Consider the following 17,313-nt stretch of genomic DNA (forward strand, 5'->3'; position numbering starts at 1 on the left):
TGACGTTATTTAACGCCTTGGTTATCGGTTTATTATCCAACAGCACCCGGCAACGTTCAAGATTTGATCCCAACGACAGCAACGCATGGGGGCGTCTCTGCCGACTGGCGCGCCAGCGTGCGGGCCAAAATCGCCGAATAAAGCGGCTGCCCACCGAGCAACTGCGCCACCAGCGTGGCAGCAAAGCAGGCGATAATCATCGGGAAGAGTACGGAATAATTGTCCGTCATCTCCAGCACCAGCACGATACCGGTCAAAGGAGCTCGCACGCAGGCAGCAAACAACGCCCCCATACCTACGACGGCACATGTCCCAACGACCAGTGACGCCGCTGGAAGCAATAACGTACAGCTCGCGCCAAACGCCGCCCCCAGCAACGCGCCCAGCGACAGCATCGGGGCAAAAATGCCGCCCGGCGCACCCGAGCAAAAACACAGCAACGTCATCGCGACCCGCGCCAGAAAAATAGCCAGTAACCCACTGATGCTGATGTGTGCAGTCGCCGCCGTCGAAATTAATGTAAAGCCACCGCCGGTCGCAGCCGGGAAAACCAGCGTCAGCAAACCGGACACCCCGCCAGCCACCAGGCCAGTCAGCAAAAAGCGCGGCATCGAGTGAGCGTGAAAACGTAAAAAAAGCGCCTGCGCCCACAGTACCAAAGCATTCAATAAGGTGCCCACCGCCCCCGCTACGCAACCAAGCAGCACGTAAAGCCACAGCGACCTTAGCGACACCGGTGCCAGATGACCCACCGCTATCACCGCCTGATCCCCTTCCAGCAGGCGATATACCATACTGGCCATGATGACGCCGACAAATACCGCTTTAATCGAGACAGGGTTATAGCGAAACTGCGCCCGCATCTCTTCGATAATAAACAGAATTCCGGCCAGCGGCGCATTAAAAGCCGCCGCCAGACCCGCCGCAGCACCGGTAGCCAGCAGAGTATGCCGCGCATCCGGCTGCTGGCCCGGCAACAGGCTTGCCAGCATGCCGCCAACGTTCCCGCCCAGTTGCACCGTCGGGCCCTCTCGCCCCAAAACCATCCCGGCACCCAGCGTGCCCATGCCGCCAAAAAATTTTACCGGCAGCACCCGCCACCAGCGAACCGGACGCACACCGGCGAGCGCACCTTCGATTTCAGGGATGCCCGAGCCCCCGGCTTCCGGGGCGATACGGCGCACTAACCAATAACCACTCATCGCCAGCACGGCCGATACCAGCACGCCAAGCGGCCAGCGCCAGGGCGACGCCTCTGGCGCCGAGAGCAGGGCAAGTCGCACATGCAGCACACTATTGACTGCCAGATTGAACCCTACCCCGAGAAACCCCACGACCGTGCCAACCAGCGCAGCCATCACCAAAATCACCATAGCGGCGTGATGACGCCCCACCACAGAAGAGAAAAACGCAGACAACGCAGACATAGCCACATCATGTAAAATCAGAGAGGGCTGCCATTTTAGTCCCGTATTCACACCGTTGCCCAGTGGCTATCGCCGCCGTGACGGGCCGAAAGTGTGTACAGCGATTTCACAACCGTTGCCAGATGATTAGAATGAACGCCTTTCGCTATGCCCATCCAATCAGGAAGCTGCAATGAACAAATCAGAACGTCTGTATGCCGAAGCCCGGCAGGTTATCCCCGGAGGTGTGAACTCGCCGGTGCGTGCATTTAACGGTGTCGGCGGCGTGCCGCTGTTCATCGAGCGGGCCGAAGGTGCCAGGCTCTACGATGCGGACGGCAACGCCTATATCGACTACGTCGGCTCATGGGGGCCGATGATCCTCGGGCATAATCATCCGGCGATTCGTGACGCGGTGGTCGCCGCCGCCAAACGCGGCCTGAGCTTCGGTGCGCCAACCGAAATGGAAGTGAAAATGGCGCAGTTGGTGACATCGCTGATGCCGGGCATGGAAATGGTACGCATGGTGAACTCCGGTACTGAAGCCACCATGAGCGCCATCCGTCTGGCGCGCGGGTTTACCGGGCGCGATAAAATCATCAAATTCGAAGGCTGTTACCACGGCCATGCCGACTGCCTGCTGGTCAAAGCCGGTTCTGGCGCACTGACGCTGGGCCAGCCCAACTCACCGGGCGTTCCGGCGGACTTTGCCCGCCACACCCTAACCTGTGTCTATAACGATCTGGATTCTGTGCGCGCTGCCTTTGAGCAGTACCCGGAAGAGGTTGCCGCCATCATCGTCGAACCGGTGGCCGGTAACATGAACTGCATTCCGCCGCTACCAGCCTTCTTACCGGGGTTACGTGCGCTGTGCGATGAGTTCGGTGCGCTGCTGATCATCGATGAAGTGATGACCGGTTTTCGCGTCGCGTTAAACGGCGCGCAGGGGCATTATGGCGTGCAGCCGGATCTCACCTGTCTGGGTAAAATCATCGGCGGTGGCATGCCGGTTGGCGCATTTGGCGGCCGCCGGGATGTGATGCAAGCGCTGGCACCGACCGGGCCGGTCTATCAGGCCGGTACGCTCTCCGGCAACCCGGTTGCCATGGCCGCCGGGTTTGCCTGCCTGAGCGAAGTGGCCAAACCGGGTGTGCATCAGCAACTGACGGCGCTGACCACCCGGCTTGCCGAAGGGTTGCTGGCCGCCGCGCGCGAGCAGCACATTGCGCTGGTAGTCAACCACGTCGGCGGCATGTTCGGTATTTTCTTTACCGATTGCGCCAGCGTGACCTGCTATCAGGATGTGCTGAAATGCGACGTGGAACGCTTTAAACGCTTCTTCCACCTGATGCTGGCCGAAGGCGTCTACCTCGCGCCATCGGCTTTTGAAGCCGGATTCATGTCACTGGCGCACAGCCCTGCAGATATTGACGAAACCGTTGCGGCTGCCCGCCGCTGTTTTGCCCAACTCTAACTTTGCCCATCAGCAATAAAAAAACGCCCGGTACATCGACCGGGCGTTTATCGGGCACAACACAGAAAAATACGGAAACGCGGCGTTATTTGCTAAACATCTTCCTGATCCAGTCCGGTACGCTGTCGCTGTCTTGCGGCGTCTCCTGATGATTATCCTGCGGCATTTCCTGCATCGTTTCCGGCGTTTCCTGCCACTGCCCGTCGGACATCGGCGTCGGTGCTGGCGCAGGCTGGCTGGCCTGGCACAAGGCTTGCGGATCATCTGCCCATACCGGCAGGGCGCGGCCCGCGCTGCCGTTACAGATAATATTGCCGCTGCCATCCACCGTCATGGTAGTGATGCCTTCCGGCGGCGTTAGCATCAGCGCCAGCGGCGTCTGGTTTTCCAGATAACGGCGATACAGCGTCAGCGCGCCGTTAGCGCCGGTCAACTTCGCCGGGCCGTTATTGTCACGGCCAGCCCAGGTGATCACCACCTCTTTACCGTCCACGCCAGCAAACCAACTGTCACGCAAATCATTGGTGGTACCGGTTTTTCCCGCCAGATGGTATTTACCGAATTTCGCCATCAGCGAGCGCGATGTACCGCGTTCAACCACCTGCTGCATGCCATACAGCGTCAGGTAGGCCGCCTGAGCGGGAACCGCGCGTTGTGCCTGTGGGAAACTCTGAAACAGCACTTTGCCATCTTCGGCGATCACCGAGCGCAGCGCAGACAGCGGAGCACGATTCCCGCCGCTGGCAATGGTCTGATACTCCTGTGCGACCTCCATCGGCGTCAGGCTGATGGCACCGAGCAGCATCGAGGGAACCGGTTGAATCTGGTTTGCGGGGATACCGAGCTTTTGTAAGGTATCGCTGACCTGATCCAGCCCAACCGCCAGCCCTAAATTCACCGTCGGCACGTTAAGTGAATTTGCCAGTGCATCCACCAGCATCACCCGACCACGAAACTCACGATCGTAGTTTTTCGGCTCCCACACGCTGCCGTTAGCTTGTTTGAGCGCAATCGGCTCATCGGCCAGCAGGGTATTAAGGCGATAGCGATCCGGCATACTGAGCGCCGTCAGGTATGTGGGCGGTTTTGCCAGCGAGCCCACCGAGCGCCGCGCCTGCATCGCGCGGTTAAACCCGGCAAACTGAGAATCAGAGCCGCCGACCATCGCCCGCACTTCGCCACTGAAGCGATCAACGATAACCATTGCCGATTCCAAATCGTTCACCCCACGCGCCGTCCGCAGCGCGGGAATCCCCTCTTCCACCGCTTTTTCTGCCGCATCCTGCGAAACCGGGTCTAGGGTGGTGAAGATCTTCACGCCAGACAAATCGCTGGCTTTATCGCCCAAACGTTGCTGGAGCTCCTGACGCACCATCTGCATAAACGCCGGTTGCGGGCTTATCACGCCGCCTTTCGGCTGCACGCCAAGCGGACGGGCACTCAGCATGTTATAGAGATCGTCGTCAATCACCTGCTGGTTTTGCAGCAGTTTCAACACCAGATTGCGCCGCTCCAGCGTCACCTGCGGATTACGCCACGGGTTATAGAGCGACGCGCCTTTCACCATGCCGACCAGCATCGCCTGCTGATCCAAGCTCAGTTCATTCACCGGCCGACCAAAATAGTACAGGCTCGCCAGCGGGAAGCCCCGGATCTGATCGTTGCCGCTCTGCCCGAGGTACACCTCATTGAGATACAGCTCAAGAATGCGATCTTTGCTGTAGCGGTAATCCATAATCAGCGCCATATACGCTTCATTCGCTTTACGCCACAGCGATCGCTCATTGGTCAAAAACAGGTTTTTCACCAATTGCTGCGTGAGGGTACTGCCCCCCTGCACCGCGCGGCCCGCCGTCAGGTTGGCCAACAGCGCGCGGCCTATCGAATAAAAACTGATGCCGTCATGCTCATAGAAGTGGCGATCTTCGGTCGCAATCAGCGTTTGCACTAAGAGATCGGGAAATCCCGATCGCTGTACAAACAGCCGTTGTTCACCATTAGGCGACTGCAACATGGTGATGAGCTTTGGATCGAGGCGAAAAAAGCCAAAGTTACGCTGATTATCCATGTTCTGGATCTGCGATAACCGATCGTTACTAAAGATCAATTTGGCGTGGATCTGCCCTTCCTTACCATCGGGGAAATCAAATGGCCGCCGCAGGATCTCTATATTGTTGCCTTGCAGCGTAAACTCACCCGGCCGGGTAATGCGGCTCACTTCGCGGTACTGCATCCCCTCAAGTAAGCTTGCCATCTCTTTTTTGCTATAGGGCATGCCGGGCTCAAGGTTGACCATGCGGCCATAGACTGCCGCTGGCAATTGCCAGACTTTCCCGTCAATGCGGCTGCGAATTTCACCGTCCAGATAGACGCCGTAAATCGACATCACCACGGCAAAAATCAAAAACAGGCGAATGAACAGCCCCAGCCAGCGCCGTTTTTTGCGTGGCCGCTTCGTCATGACCTCGTCCTGCGCGTCATCGTCTTGCTCATATTCTTCATAATCGTCGTAGTCATCTTCCTCTCTGCGGCGGCGCGTCGTCTGCTTGCGAGGGGGAGCCGGGCGCAACGCACGGCGTTTGCGCCCAATAGGTTCGCGGTCATCCCGAGACATTACAATGACATCTCCATCAGGTTACTGACGACCACCGGCACTCCCGCCTGGCCGTCTACTGTGTGTTTCCCCCTCATAACAAAGAAGAGGGAAACGTCTGAAAATCGTGTGTGGATCGTACCGGTATCTATTTATGTGTATCTATTTGCATGTACCTATTTACGTCTATCTATTAATGCCGATAGCGGCTTTTAATACCGACAGCGGCGTTCACCGCTCGCCCGTTTAACCCTTTTCGCTGTTCTGGTACTTCCGGGTGCGTCGGGTTGGCTGGGCGCGAGCAGGGTCATCCGGCCAGACATGTTTGGGATAACGCCCTTTCATCTCTTTTTGTACCTCGCGATACGCACCCTGCCAGAACGCGCAGAGATCGCGCGTGATTTGCAATGGCCGCATGGCAGGCGACAACAACTCCAGCACCAGCGCCACCCGCCCTTCAGCCAGCATCGGGCTGGTTTGCTCACCGAACATCTCCTGCAAGCGCACCGCCAATACCGGCGCGCTATCCTCAGCATAACGAATCGGCAAACGGCTGCCCCCCGGCGCGGTGTAATGACTGGGCAACGCGCTGTCCAGACGCTGACGCAGCGGCCAATCCAGCAGACGGGCCAATGCTTCGCTCAGGTTGATTTGATGCAGCGAGCGGCGATCGCGCACGCCGGTCAGCGAAGGCAGTAGCCACTGCTCCAGCCCGGCCAACAGCGCCTCATCATCCGCCGCAGGCCAGTCCACCTCCGGCAGCCACTGCCGGGCGCACAGCAAACGCTGGCGTAACTGCAACGCGGGTTCATCCCAGTTCAGTACCGCTAACCCCTGCTCACGCAGCCAATTGAGCAGGGCGTTCACCAACACCTCATCAGAAGGTTTCGCCAGCGGGCGCGAGGCCAGCGTCAGGCAGCCTATCTGGGTGCGCTGACTGGCGCGCAGGGTACCTTTTTCTTCGTCCCAGTGCATCAGATTCTGTTGCGTCGCCAGATGTGGACACTGCCTGACCAGTTCATCTATCTCCAGCGGCAAGGCCAGTAAAATGCGGGCATCCGCGCTGTTTGGGCTTTGCATTAATACCGGAGCCAGTAGCCATGTCGCCGCCGTTAATGCCTCTTCCGGTGGCAGGCTGGCACCGCTGCCGTTTGCCAGTTGATAGCGCCCATCCTGAGCGCGCTGGCGCGCCAGCCTGTCGGCAAAGCCCGACACCAGCAGCGTTGCCGCTAGACGCTCATCCACGTTTCCGGCGCGTTGCCCCAGACGACGCACCAGTTGCTGTGCGCGCTGCTGCCACTGCGCCGTCGGGCGATGTAATGCCAATAGCAGATTAACCGGGCCATGGCGCGGCGGCTCTTCGATGATGGCCGCCAGCAGCGCCGCTGTCGCTACCGCCGATGCGTCGTGCCCGGCTGCGTGTAATATGGCGGCAATCCGAGGCTCGCAGCCGAGTGCAGCCATTTTCCGCCCCTCCGACGTCAATTGCTGTTGCGCATCGCTGATGCCTAACGTCGTCAATAAGCGGCACGCCGCCTGCCATGCCGGTTTCGGCGGCGTATCAAGCCAGCAGAGTTGTGCGGCGTCGCGGCAGCCCCATTGCAGCAAATCGAGCCACAGCCCGGACAAGTCACTGTGCAGAATTTCCGGCTCGCTCTGCGCCGCTGCGCGCTCGGCCTGCTCGCGGGAAAACAAGTGCCAGCACACGCCCGGCTCAAGCCGCCCGGCACGTCCGGCACGCTGCGTCATCGAGGCCTGGCTGATGCGTTGCGTCGTCAGGCGCGTCAGGCCGGTTTTCACATCAAACAGCGCGACCCGCTCAAGGCCGCTATCAATCACCACCCGAATGCCTTCAATGGTCAGGCTGGTTTCGGCAATATTGGTCGCCAGCACCACTTTGCGCAGGCCCGGCGCAGGCGCAACAATCGCCTGCTGCTGCGCACTGAGCGTCAATGCGCCATACAGCGGGCAAACCGCAACGTCAGCCGGTACATTCCCTTCCAGCAGCGCCTGTACCCGCTTGATTTCCGCCACGCCCGGTAAAAACACCAGCAACGAACCCTGCTCTTGTTGCAGCACGCGCCCCACCAAACGCGCCAGCGCCTCCTCCAGCCGCTCTTGTGCGCCAACCGGCTGGTAATGACGCGTAACCGGCCAACTGCGCCCTTGTGACGACACACTGAGCGCGAGCGGTAATAAAGAAGAGAGCCGGGTGTCATCCAGCGTGGCGGACATGATGAGCAATTTCAGATCTTCACGCAGCCCCTGCTGTACATCCAGCAAGAGCGCGAGCGCGAGATCAGCCTGCAGGCTGCGCTCATGGAATTCATCGAGAATCACCAACGATACGCCGGTCAGCTCCGGGTCGTGCTGCAACATACGGGTCAATATCCCCTCTGTCACCACTTCCAGTTGCGTCTCATCGCTCACCCGGCTTTCCGAGCGCATGCGGTAGCCCACCGTCTGCCCCGGTTTTTCACCCAGCCATTCAGCCAGCCGAAACGCCACCGTTTTCGCCGCCAGTCGGCGCGGCTCCAGCATAATAATACGGCCAGGCAACCCGCCGCGTTGCAGCAGTTGCAACGGCAGCCAGGTCGATTTCCCCGCGCCGGTTGGCGCATGCAGCAACACCTGCGGCGCTACAGCCAATGAACGAATGACCTCATCAAGTACAGCGCTGACGGGCGGTAGATTCACGCAACACTCCATCTGGATTCTTTGGGGCCAAAGGCGCGGTGAACCACGCCTTCGGCAATCAATACATCAAGCACCACTAAAGCCGGCTAACGGCGACCCATCCACGCGTGATACATCCCCTTCGCACCACGGCGGCCTGATGAGCGGCCAAAAGCCTGACTTGCGCCTTAACTTTATCCGGCGGGCATTGTAGCATCGGAACCCCGCAGAACAGAGAGATTGCCATGTGCCAAACCCGCCGCCTGTTTTTTGGTTTATCGCTGCCGGATGCGCTCGCCCGGCACATCGTGCAATGGCGCGCGACGCATTTTCCCCCACAAGCCGGGCGTCCCGTGGCGGCAGCGAATCTGCACCTGACGCTGGCATTTTTAGGCGACGTCAGCGACCAAAAAGCGCAAGCCCTGCAAACACTCGCCGGTCGCATTCGTCAATCCGCCTTTACTCTGACACTGAATGACGCCGGTCATTGGCCGCGTCCGGGGGTGGTGTGGCTCGGCTGCCGCCAGCCGCCGCGAGGTTTATTACAGTTAGCGAATATGTTGCGTTCACAGGCCGCGCGTAGCGGCTGTTATCAAAGTCCGCAACCGTATCATCCGCACATCACGCTGTTACGTGGCGCAACGCGCCCGGTTTCGCTGCCAGCAGCCACCTTCAGTTGGACTGTGCAAGCCGAGCAATTTTTTCTTTATGAATCACGAGCCGAGGCCGGTCGCAGTCATTATCGCCCGCTGGCTCGCTGGCCATTAGCCACTGCCTGAGAGAACCGACTGATGCACTTTTCTCCACGCCTGCAACCCGCCACGTTAATCAAACGCTATAAACGCTTTTTGGCCGATGTGCGCACCGCTGACGGCAACATCCTGACGCTACATTGCCCAAATACCGGCGCGATGACCGGGTGTGGCGCACCGGGCGACACCATCTGGTATTCGACGTCCGACAATCCCCGGCGCAAATACCCACACACCTGGGAGTTGACGCATACCGCTGAGGGGCACTGGATAGCGGTGAACACGCTACGTGCGAATCACCTGGTGACAGAGGCCTTGCAGACAGGCGGTATTGATGAATGTCAGGGGTACAGCGATATCCGCACCGAAGTGCGATACGGCTCTGAAAACAGCAGGATAGATATCTTGCTACAGGCTAATGAGCGGGTTAACTGCTATATTGAAGTCAAATCCGTCACATTATTGCAACATGGGTGTGGTTATTTTCCCGATGCGGTGACGCTCAGAGGGCAAAAACACCTGCGCGAGCTGCAACAGGTTGCCGCGCAAGGCCATCGTGCCGTGTTGTGCTTCGCTGTTTTGCATTCGGGGATTCATCAGGTCAGTGCTGCGCAACATATTGACCGACATTACGCCGAATTATTACAGCGCGCACAGCAGAATGGGGTTGAAATTCTGTGTTACGGTACCCATATCTCGCCTGATGGCATGATGTTAGGGCAGAGGCTGGCATTTCAGAACGTGACGACAGCGAGCTAATTTTGCCAGCTGTTCTGTATTATTTGATGGAATTATACCGTTCCTCACACTTTGTCAGGCCAGTGTCAGGAATCATTGCCAACCCAATCTCCATCTGTTATTTATAGCGGCCTGTTTTTCCCCCCTGTGGGGTCGATACTGCGTGTCGTGTTATGTAGGAGAAGCAACATGCAAGAAGGGCAAAACCGTAAGACATCCTCTCTGAGCATTCTCGCAATTGCCGGAGTGGAGCCGTACCAGGAGAAGCCGGGCGAAGAATACATGAACGACGCTCAACTGGCTCATTTCAGGCGTATTCTGGAGGCATGGCGCAATCAGCTCAGGGACGAAGTCGATCGCACCGTATCACATATGCAAGATGAAGCCGCTAACTTTCCTGATCCGGTAGACCGCGCCGCGCAGGAAGAAGAGTTTAGCCTTGAACTGCGTAACCGCGATCGTGAGCGTAAGCTGATTAAGAAAATTTCCAAGACATTGCAGAAAATCGAAGATGAAGACTTCGGTTACTGTGAGTCCTGTGGTGTGGAAATCGGCATCCGTCGTCTGGAAGCTCGTCCCACGGCCGATCTGTGCATTGATTGTAAAACGCTGGCTGAAATCCGCGAAAAGCAGATGGCTGGCTAAACGCCCCCGGCGGGAAAGCGCTTTGCCCTACCGCCGGGCTTTCGCTTGTGCAGACTCACCCCATCACGTTAGCCCCTAACCAACCTCACGCTATTTTCAGCCTTATGTCTGGATCACGCCCCTACGTCGGACGTTTTGCCCCTTCTCCATCTGGCGATTTGCATTTTGGCTCCCTGATTGCGGCACTCGGCAGTTTCCTTCAGGCTCGCGCCTGCCATGGACGCTGGCTGGTACGTATCGAGGATATCGACCCGCCGCGTGAAGTCCCCGGCGCGGCAAGCCGTATTTTACGCCAGCTCGAACACTATGGCCTGTGCTGGGATGGCGACGTTCTTTATCAGTCCCAGCGCCATGCGCGTTATCGGGACGTGCTTGAACAATTACAGCAGCAAGGCGACAGCTATTACTGCACCTGTACGCGGCAGCGCATTCAGCAACTCGGCGGACACTATGACGGCCATTGCCGCGAGAGGCACCTGCCGCCAGAGAATGCGGCTCGTCGCCTATATCAACGCCATCCGGTACTCGGTTTTGATGACCGGTTACGAGGCTGGATAACCGCAGACCCGGCGCTGGCGCAAGAGGACTTTATCATCCATCGCCGTGACGGGCTGTTTGCCTATAATCTGGCGGTCGTGGTTGATGACCATGATCAGGGCGTCACGGAAATTGTACGGGGTGCGGACTTAATCGAACCCACGGTGCGTCAGTTATCGCTCTATCAATTATTAGGCTATGCCGCGCCCTGTTATGTTCATTTACCGTTGGCGCTCAATCAGGATGGTCATAAACTTTCCAAGCAGAATCATGCTCCGGCACTGCCTGAAGGCGACCCTCGTCGCACGTTGATGCAGGCGCTGGCGTTTTTGCGCCAGCCTCTTCCCGATGACGGCGCGGCGCTCACGCGCGATGATTTATTGCGCTGGGCGATTGAGCACTGGTCGCTGCGCCACATCCCTTCAAAGGCGCATCTGCCCTTGTCGGAAATAACATCAGCATTCTCAAAGGGCTGACGGTGAGCTATGATTAGCCGCTATTTTTTGTTGTGCTGTCAATTATCCAATCATTATCGAGGTGTATTATCTTTACCCGGGTAGCTAATTTTTGCCGCAAGGTACTGAATCGCGAGCATGAACCCGCCAGGGCGGATAGTCCGTCGCAGGCGATAACGGTCATTCCCCGTGACCAGCATTCCATTTCACGCAGCGACATCAGTGAAAATGCGCTAAAAGTGCTCTATCGCCTGAATAAAGCGGGCTATGAGGCTTATCTGGTGGGCGGCGGTGTACGCGATCTCCTGTTGGGCAAAAAACCCAAAGACTTCGATATCACCACCAACGCCACACCAGAACAGGTGCGCAAACTGTTTCGCAATTGTCGGCTGGTAGGACGCCGCTTTCGTTTAGCGCATGTGATGTTCGGCCCTGAAGTCATCGAAGTCGCCACTTTCCGTGGGCATCACGAACAGCATCAGGAGCAGGAAACCAAGCAAGCCGCCCAGCAAGGGCAAAATGGCATGCTGCTGCGTGACAATATTTTCGGCACCATAGAGGAAGATGCGCAGCGGCGTGATTTCTCTATCAATAGCCTGTATTACAACATTGCCGATTTTACCGTACGTGATTACACCCAGGGCCTGGCCGATCTCCGTCAGGGCGTGATCCGTATGATCGGTGAGCCGGAAACGCGCTACCGTGAAGATCCGGTGCGGATGCTGCGCGCTATTCGTTTCGCCGCCAAGCTTGACATGCGCCTCAGCCCGGAAACCGCAGAGCCAATCCCGCGCCTGGCCTCGCTGCTACATGATATTCCCCCGGCACGGTTGTTCGAAGAGTCATTAAAGCTGTTGCAGGCGGGTTACGGCTACCCAACCTATCGACTGCTGTGTGAATACCAGTTGTTCCAGCCGCTGTTCCCGCTCATCAGCCGCTACTTTACCGCTGCGGGCGAAACGATGATGGAGCGGATGATCGTTCAGGTCTTGAAAAATACCGATCAGCGCATCCAAAACGATATGCGGGTAAACCCGGCGTTCCTGTTTGCCGCGATGCTGTGGTATCCGTTAGTCGAGCATGCCCAGAAACTGACGCAGGAAAGCGGATTGGCCTATTTCGAAGCCTTTGCGCTGGCAATGAATGATGTTCTGGATGAGCAATGCCGCTCGCTGGCGATCCCCAAACGTATCACGTCGCTGACTCGTGACATCTGGCAGTTGCAGTTGCGTCTGTCACGCCGTCAGGGAAAACGGGCATTCAAGTTGATGGAGCACCCAAAATTCCGCGCCGCCTATGACCTGCTGGCACTGCGTGCAGAAATAGAAAATCACACTGAGTTGCAGCGTCTTACGCAATGGTGGGGGGAGTTTCAGGTCGCCGCCCCTCCTCGCCAGCAAGCCATGCTCAATACCCTTGATGACGGCCCGACGCCGCACCGCCGTTCTCGCCGCCCGCGTAAGCGCCCGCAGCATCGGGATAACGCACGGTGACACGCGTTTATCTGGCACTGGGCAGTAATCTGGCCGAGCCGCTGACTCAGGTGCAAACCGCGTTGTCAGCGCTGGATGCCATCGCTAACACCCGGCTGGTGCGCTGCTCTTCGTTTTATCGCAGCCGACCCTTGGGGCCGCAAGACCAGCCGGATTACCTCAATGCTGTGGCGGAGCTGGAAACGGCGCTCGCACCGGACGCGTTGCTGGATAACACCCAACGCATTGAGCAAGAGCACGGTCGGGTGCGCAAGGCCCACCGCTGGGGGCCGCGTACGCTCGATCTGGATATTTTACTGTTTGGTGATGAGGTGATTCACACTGAACGATTGACCGTACCGCATTACGACATGAAAAACCGTGAATTCATGCTCTATCCGCTGGCGGAGATTGCCCCTGAGCTGATCTTTCCTGATGGAGAACCACTTCGTGAACGTTTACACCATGTTGCGCGAAATGGCCTGACCCTCTGGGATTCCCTTTAGCCCCCCAATGCCTCATCCGGTTTCCACCTGCGGGCATTCAACGCAGCAAAACAACAGCGGCAGGCAAGCCCTGCCTTTGTTGTCAACGCATTGTTTTTAAATAAAAAATAGAGTGCTGTTCCTGACGCTCCGCATCCATTAGAATGGCTTTCCCTTAACTGACCTTGACGTTGAATCAGGAAGGTTGCCATGAAAGCGACTACCATTTCTCATCTGCGCCAGTGGAAACAGGAACAGAAAAAATTCGCCACGATCACCGCGTATGACGCCAGCTTCGCTCGTTTGTTCTACGAGCAGGGCATTCAGGTCATGCTGGTCGGAGACTCGCTTGGCATGACGATACAAGGCCAAGACTCGACGTTGCCCGTCACCCTCGATGATATGGTCTACCATACCCGCTGTGTCCGACGCGGCGCGCCTTATTGCCTGCTACTATCCGACCTGCCTTTTATGGGCTGCGCTACGCCGGAACAGGCGTGTTTGCAGGCCGCAGAACTGATGCGCGCCGGTGCTAACATGGTCAAAATCGAAGGCGGCAGCTGGCTTGCCCCTACGGTACGGATGTTAACCGAGCGGGCTGTCCCGGTTTGTGGTCATCTTGGGCTGACGCCTCAATCCGTCAATATTTTTGGCGGGTATAAAGTACAGGGGCGTGACGAGGCGGCCGCTGCGCAATTGCTGGATGATGCACTGGCACTGCAACACGCCGGGGCACAGTTACTGGTACTGGAATGCGTACCGGTGTCTCTGGCGCAGCGTGTTACCGAAGCACTGGATATCCCGGTTATCGGCATCGGCGCGGGCAATGCCACTGACGGACAAATTCTGGTGATGCACGATGCGCTGGGCGTCACCGGGGGCCATACACCCAAATTTGCCCGCAATTTCATGGCGCAGGCCACGGATATTCGTGCAGCTATCCGTCTGTATGTGCAGGAAGTCGAGCAAGGCCGATTCCCCGATGCGCAATACAGTTTTGTTTAACACAGGAGCAAGCAAGTGTTAATTATTGAAACGCCGATACTGCTGCGTCGTGAACTGCGCCGCTGGCGTCAGGAGGGCCTGCGTGTTGCGCTGGTTCCCACCATGGGAAATTTGCATGACGGGCACATGACGCTGGTTGATGAGGCCAAAGCCCGTGCTGACCGGGTTGTGGTCAGCATTTTCGTCAACCCGTTGCAGTTTGAGCGTGCCGACGACCTGGCGCGCTATCCGCGTACGCTTCAGGAAGATTGCGAAAAACTGACCCGCCGTGGCGCAGATGTGGTGTTTGCGCCAGCGCCAGACACGCTCTATCCCAACGGCCTGCAACAGCAAACTTTCGTTGAAGTCCCAGAGCTATCACAGATGTTAGAAGGGGCGAGCAGGCCCGGCCATTTCCGAGGCGTCGCGACGGTGGTCAGCAAATTATTCAATTTGGTGCAGCCGGATATCGCCTGCTTTGGCGAGAAAGATTATCAGCAACTGGCGCTGATTCGCCGTCTGGTGACGGACATGAACTATGACATCAGTATTATTGGCGTGCCCACGGTACGCGCCCAGGATAATCTGGCGCTCAGTTCCCGTAACGGTTATCTGAGTGCCGAAGAGCGCCAGCAAGCGCCGCAGCTTTATCGCATCATGAATGAGGTCGTGGCGCAATTATCCAACGGCGACCGCCAGATTGATGATATGCTCGCCCGGGCGTCGGAGGCTTTGCGTGAGGCAGGCTTCACGCCGGATGAACTGTTTATTCGCGATGCCGACAGCCTGGCTCCCTTGACCACCGACAGTACGCGCGCGGTCGTCCTGATGGCCGCCTGGCTTGGTAAGGCTCGTTTGATTGATAACCAACAGGTAGATTTAACCTGCTGATTTTTCTAACCAGAGTGACAGACCGATGATTCGAACCATGCTGCAAGGTAAGCTGCACCGGGTAAAAGTAACCCAGGCAGATTTACATTATGAAGGCTCCTGCGCCATCGATCAGGACTTTATGGATGCCGCCGGTATTCTGGAATACGAGGCGATTGATATTTACAACGTAGACAACGGCCATCGCTTTTCCACCTACGCGATTGCCGCTGAACGCGGCTCACGCATTATTTCCGTCAACGGTGCCGCTGCGCGCTGCGCCTGCGTCGGCGATAAACTCATCATCTGCTCCTACGTACAGATGCCCGATGAGCAAGCCCGAACACACCACCCGAAAGTGGCTTATTTTGGCGAGAATAACCAGTTGCAACGTACCGCCAAAGCGATTCCGGTACAAATCGCCTGACAAGCGAAAAAATAAGGCGGAATGTGTTCCGCCTTCTTCTTATTGCCCCGCATGATCACTACCAAGACCCGGCCTTAACTGCGCAAGCCACGCCCGCGTTCAATCAGCCACCAACTCAGGGCATAGAACACCACGATAAACGCCAGCAACACGCCCATGGTCAAGACCAGCGGCACATCATGAATACCGAGAAAACCAAAACGGAAACCGCTAATCATGTAAACAATAGGGTTCAGTTTTGACACCCACTGCCAAAACGGTGGCAGCAGCGAGAGCGAATAAAACACGCCGCCAAGGTAGGTGAGCGGTGTGAGCACAAAGGTCGGAATGAGGCTGATGTCATCAAAGGTTTTGGCAAACACGGCGTTAATCAGCCCGGCCAGCGAGAACAGCATCGCCGTCAACAGTAACGTCACCACCACCATCCACCAGGCATGAATCTGTAGCGGCACGAAAAATAGCGACACCGCCGTCACCAAAATCCCGACACAGATACCGCGCGCCATACCCCCACCGACATAACCGGCGATGATGATGTGTGTAGGCACCGGCGCGACCAGCAGCTCTTCAATGTTACGCTGGAATTTCGCGCTAAAAAACGAGGAGGCGACGTTGGCATACGAGTTGGTGATAACCGACATCATGATAAGGCCCGGCACAATAAACTGCATGTAAGTAAAGCCGTTCATCTCGCCAATACGGGTGCCGATGAGATTACCGAAGATAATAAAATAGAGCGACATGGTGATAACCGGCGGCAACAGTGTCTGTATCCAGATACGGGCGAAACGGTTAATTTCCTTGATCCAGATACTTTGTAGCGCCACCCAATACAGCCCGATCATGCTTTATCTCCGTGATTATTCAAAAGTGTGACAAACAACTCCTCCAGACGATTCGCCTTATTGCGCATGCTGAGTACCTGGATACCCTGCGCACTGAGCTGGCTAAAAATCCCGTTTAGCCCTTGCTCTCGCTTGACATCCACCTCAAGCGTTGAGGTGTCAACCAGACGATGCTGATACCCTTCGAGCCTCGGTAACGCGCTTTTGGCCGCCAAATCAAAAATAAAGGTTTCTGATTGCAATTTGGCCAGCAACGCTTTCATCGACGTGTTCTCAACCAACTGCCCGGACTGGATAATGCCGATATTGCGACAAAGCATTTCGGCTTCTTCCAGATAGTGGGTGGTGAGAATAATCGTCGTGCCCTGACTGTTGAGCTCTTTCAAAAATCCCCACATGGAGCGACGCAGCTCAATATCCACACCGGCTGTCGGCTCATCCAGAATCAATAGCCGGGGTTCATGCATCAGGGCGCGCGCTATCATCAAACGGCGCTTCATACCGCCGGAAAGCATCCGGGCACGTTCGTTACGTTTTCCCCACAAATCAAGCTGATTGAGGTATTTCTCCGCACGCTGCAACGCCTGCTGACGAGGAACGCCATAATAACCGGCCTGGTTCACCACAATTTGCAGCACCGTCTCAAACGGGTTGAAGTTAAACTCCTGCGGCACTAACCCTAATTGCCGTTTGGCATTAACAATATCCCGGTCTAAGTCATAGCCGAAGACCCGCACCTTGCCGCCCGTTTTGTTCACCAGCGAACTGATAATGCCGATGCTGGTGGATTTACCCGCACCATTCGGGCCGAGCAGTGCGTAAAAATCCCCGGCTTCGACACACAAATCGATGCCGCGCAACGCGCGAACGCCGCCGGGATACGTTTTGGTTACATTCTCCAATTCCAGTGCATATGTCATAGCTGAAAGCATGCCTTCTTATGTGTTAAGCGGG

The 17,313-nt window shown here is 57.0% G+C and carries 15 protein-coding genes; 10 read left to right on the top strand and 5 right to left on the bottom strand.

All coding sequences use genetic code 11. From position 1 onward, the window contains the following. Positions 1 to 56: 56 nt before the first annotated feature. Positions 57 to 1,427, bottom strand: a complete 1,371-nt coding sequence (gene clcA / locus O1Q98_RS06860) for a H(+)/Cl(-) exchange transporter ClcA (protein WP_125260360.1) — start codon at positions 1,425 to 1,427, stop codon at positions 57 to 59. A 172-nt stretch (positions 1,428 to 1,599) separates the two neighbouring features. Between clcA and hemL the strand changes: the two genes are divergently transcribed. Continuing rightward, positions 1,600 to 2,880 carry a glutamate-1-semialdehyde 2,1-aminomutase gene (gene hemL / locus O1Q98_RS06865; protein WP_125260361.1) on the top strand — a complete coding sequence of 427 codons (1,281 nt, stop codon included), beginning with the start codon at positions 1,600 to 1,602 and terminating at the stop codon, positions 2,878 to 2,880. Between the two features lie 85 nt (positions 2,881 to 2,965). Here hemL and mrcB read toward each other — a convergent pair whose 3' ends face one another. Both mrcB and hrpB read right to left on the bottom strand, forming a co-directional pair. Continuing rightward, on the bottom strand, positions 2,966 to 5,494 hold the full coding sequence (gene mrcB / locus O1Q98_RS06870; protein WP_125260362.1) for a bifunctional glycosyl transferase/transpeptidase: 2,529 nt from the start codon (positions 5,492 to 5,494) through the stop codon (positions 2,966 to 2,968). 225 nt (positions 5,495 to 5,719) lie between these two features. Next, positions 5,720 to 8,170 carry an ATP-dependent helicase HrpB gene (hrpB, locus tag O1Q98_RS06875; protein WP_125260363.1) on the bottom strand — a complete coding sequence of 817 codons (2,451 nt, stop codon included), beginning with the start codon at positions 8,168 to 8,170 and terminating at the stop codon, positions 5,720 to 5,722. A gap of 224 nt (positions 8,171 to 8,394) precedes the next feature. Between hrpB and thpR the strand changes: the two genes are divergently transcribed. From thpR to panD, 9 genes are all read left to right on the top strand, one after another. Beyond that, positions 8,395 to 8,928, top strand: a complete 534-nt coding sequence (gene thpR, locus O1Q98_RS06880; protein ID WP_125260364.1) for an RNA 2',3'-cyclic phosphodiesterase — start codon at positions 8,395 to 8,397, stop codon at positions 8,926 to 8,928. A gap of 12 nt (positions 8,929 to 8,940) precedes the next feature. Beyond that, on the top strand, positions 8,941 to 9,660 hold the full coding sequence (gene sfsA / locus O1Q98_RS06885; protein ID WP_125260365.1) for a DNA/RNA nuclease SfsA: 720 nt from the start codon (positions 8,941 to 8,943) through the stop codon (positions 9,658 to 9,660). A gap of 168 nt (positions 9,661 to 9,828) precedes the next feature. Further along, on the top strand, positions 9,829 to 10,284 hold the full coding sequence (gene dksA / locus O1Q98_RS06890; protein WP_125260366.1) for an RNA polymerase-binding protein DksA: 456 nt from the start codon (positions 9,829 to 9,831) through the stop codon (positions 10,282 to 10,284). 104 nt (positions 10,285 to 10,388) lie between these two features. Beyond that, a complete protein-coding gene (gluQRS, locus tag O1Q98_RS06895) occupies positions 10,389 to 11,297 on the top strand; it encodes a tRNA glutamyl-Q(34) synthetase GluQRS (protein WP_125260367.1) in 909 nt (302 codons plus the stop codon). 68 nt (positions 11,298 to 11,365) lie between these two features. Beyond that, complete coding sequence (gene pcnB / locus O1Q98_RS06900) at positions 11,366 to 12,769, top strand: polynucleotide adenylyltransferase PcnB (RefSeq protein WP_205744283.1); 1,404 nt, start codon at positions 11,366 to 11,368, stop codon at positions 12,767 to 12,769. Beyond that, a complete protein-coding gene (folK, locus tag O1Q98_RS06905; protein WP_125260368.1) occupies positions 12,766 to 13,254 on the top strand; it encodes a 2-amino-4-hydroxy-6-hydroxymethyldihydropteridine diphosphokinase in 489 nt (162 codons plus the stop codon). Before pcnB ends, folK begins: the two co-directional genes overlap by 4 nt. 189 nt (positions 13,255 to 13,443) lie before the next feature. Further along, positions 13,444 to 14,238, top strand: a complete 795-nt coding sequence (gene panB, locus O1Q98_RS06910) for a 3-methyl-2-oxobutanoate hydroxymethyltransferase (RefSeq protein ID WP_125260369.1) — start codon at positions 13,444 to 13,446, stop codon at positions 14,236 to 14,238. Positions 14,239 to 14,253: 15 nt separating this feature from the next. Next, a complete protein-coding gene (panC, locus tag O1Q98_RS06915) occupies positions 14,254 to 15,108 on the top strand; it encodes a pantoate--beta-alanine ligase (protein ID WP_125260370.1) in 855 nt (284 codons plus the stop codon). A gap of 25 nt (positions 15,109 to 15,133) precedes the next feature. Next, positions 15,134 to 15,514 carry an aspartate 1-decarboxylase gene (gene panD, locus O1Q98_RS06920; protein WP_125260371.1) on the top strand — a complete coding sequence of 127 codons (381 nt, stop codon included), beginning with the start codon at positions 15,134 to 15,136 and terminating at the stop codon, positions 15,512 to 15,514. Positions 15,515 to 15,588: 74 nt separating this feature from the next. Here the strand turns inward: panD and O1Q98_RS06925 are convergent, their stop codons facing one another. After that, a complete protein-coding gene (locus O1Q98_RS06925; RefSeq protein WP_125260372.1) occupies positions 15,589 to 16,359 on the bottom strand; it encodes an ABC transporter permease in 771 nt (256 codons plus the stop codon). Next, complete coding sequence (locus tag O1Q98_RS06930; protein ID WP_125260373.1) at positions 16,356 to 17,279, bottom strand: ABC transporter ATP-binding protein; 924 nt, start codon at positions 17,277 to 17,279, stop codon at positions 16,356 to 16,358. Before O1Q98_RS06930 ends, O1Q98_RS06925 begins: the two co-directional genes overlap by 4 nt. Positions 17,280 to 17,313 lie beyond the last annotated feature (34 nt).

This window comes from Dickeya lacustris (genome assembly GCF_029635795.1).
GTDB classification, from domain to species: domain Bacteria; phylum Pseudomonadota; class Gammaproteobacteria; order Enterobacterales; family Enterobacteriaceae; genus Dickeya; species Dickeya lacustris.

Bases quoted from the DNA above. Each gene is read 5' to 3' on its own strand.
- clcA (WP_125260360.1), bottom strand. From the start codon at position 1,427: ATGTCTGCGTTGTCTGCGTTTTTCTCTTCTGTGGTGGGGCGTCATCAC.
- sfsA (WP_125260365.1), top strand. From the start codon at position 8,941: ATGCACTTTTCTCCACGCCTGCAACCCGCCACGTTAATCAAACGCTAT.
- O1Q98_RS06930 (WP_125260373.1), bottom strand. From the start codon at position 17,279: ATGACATATGCACTGGAATTGGAGAATGTAACCAAAACGTATCCCGGC.
- panD (WP_125260371.1), top strand. From the start codon at position 15,134: ATGATTCGAACCATGCTGCAAGGTAAGCTGCACCGGGTAAAAGTAACC.
- thpR (WP_125260364.1), top strand. From the start codon at position 8,395: ATGTGCCAAACCCGCCGCCTGTTTTTTGGTTTATCGCTGCCGGATGCG.
- panB (WP_125260369.1), top strand. From the start codon at position 13,444: ATGAAAGCGACTACCATTTCTCATCTGCGCCAGTGGAAACAGGAACAG.
- mrcB (WP_125260362.1), bottom strand. From the start codon at position 5,494: ATGTCTCGGGATGACCGCGAACCTATTGGGCGCAAACGCCGTGCGTTG.
- gluQRS (WP_125260367.1), top strand. From the start codon at position 10,389: ATGTCTGGATCACGCCCCTACGTCGGACGTTTTGCCCCTTCTCCATCT.
- O1Q98_RS06925 (WP_125260372.1), bottom strand. From the start codon at position 16,359: ATGATCGGGCTGTATTGGGTGGCGCTACAAAGTATCTGGATCAAGGAA.
- hemL (WP_125260361.1), top strand. From the start codon at position 1,600: ATGAACAAATCAGAACGTCTGTATGCCGAAGCCCGGCAGGTTATCCCC.
- dksA (WP_125260366.1), top strand. From the start codon at position 9,829: ATGCAAGAAGGGCAAAACCGTAAGACATCCTCTCTGAGCATTCTCGCA.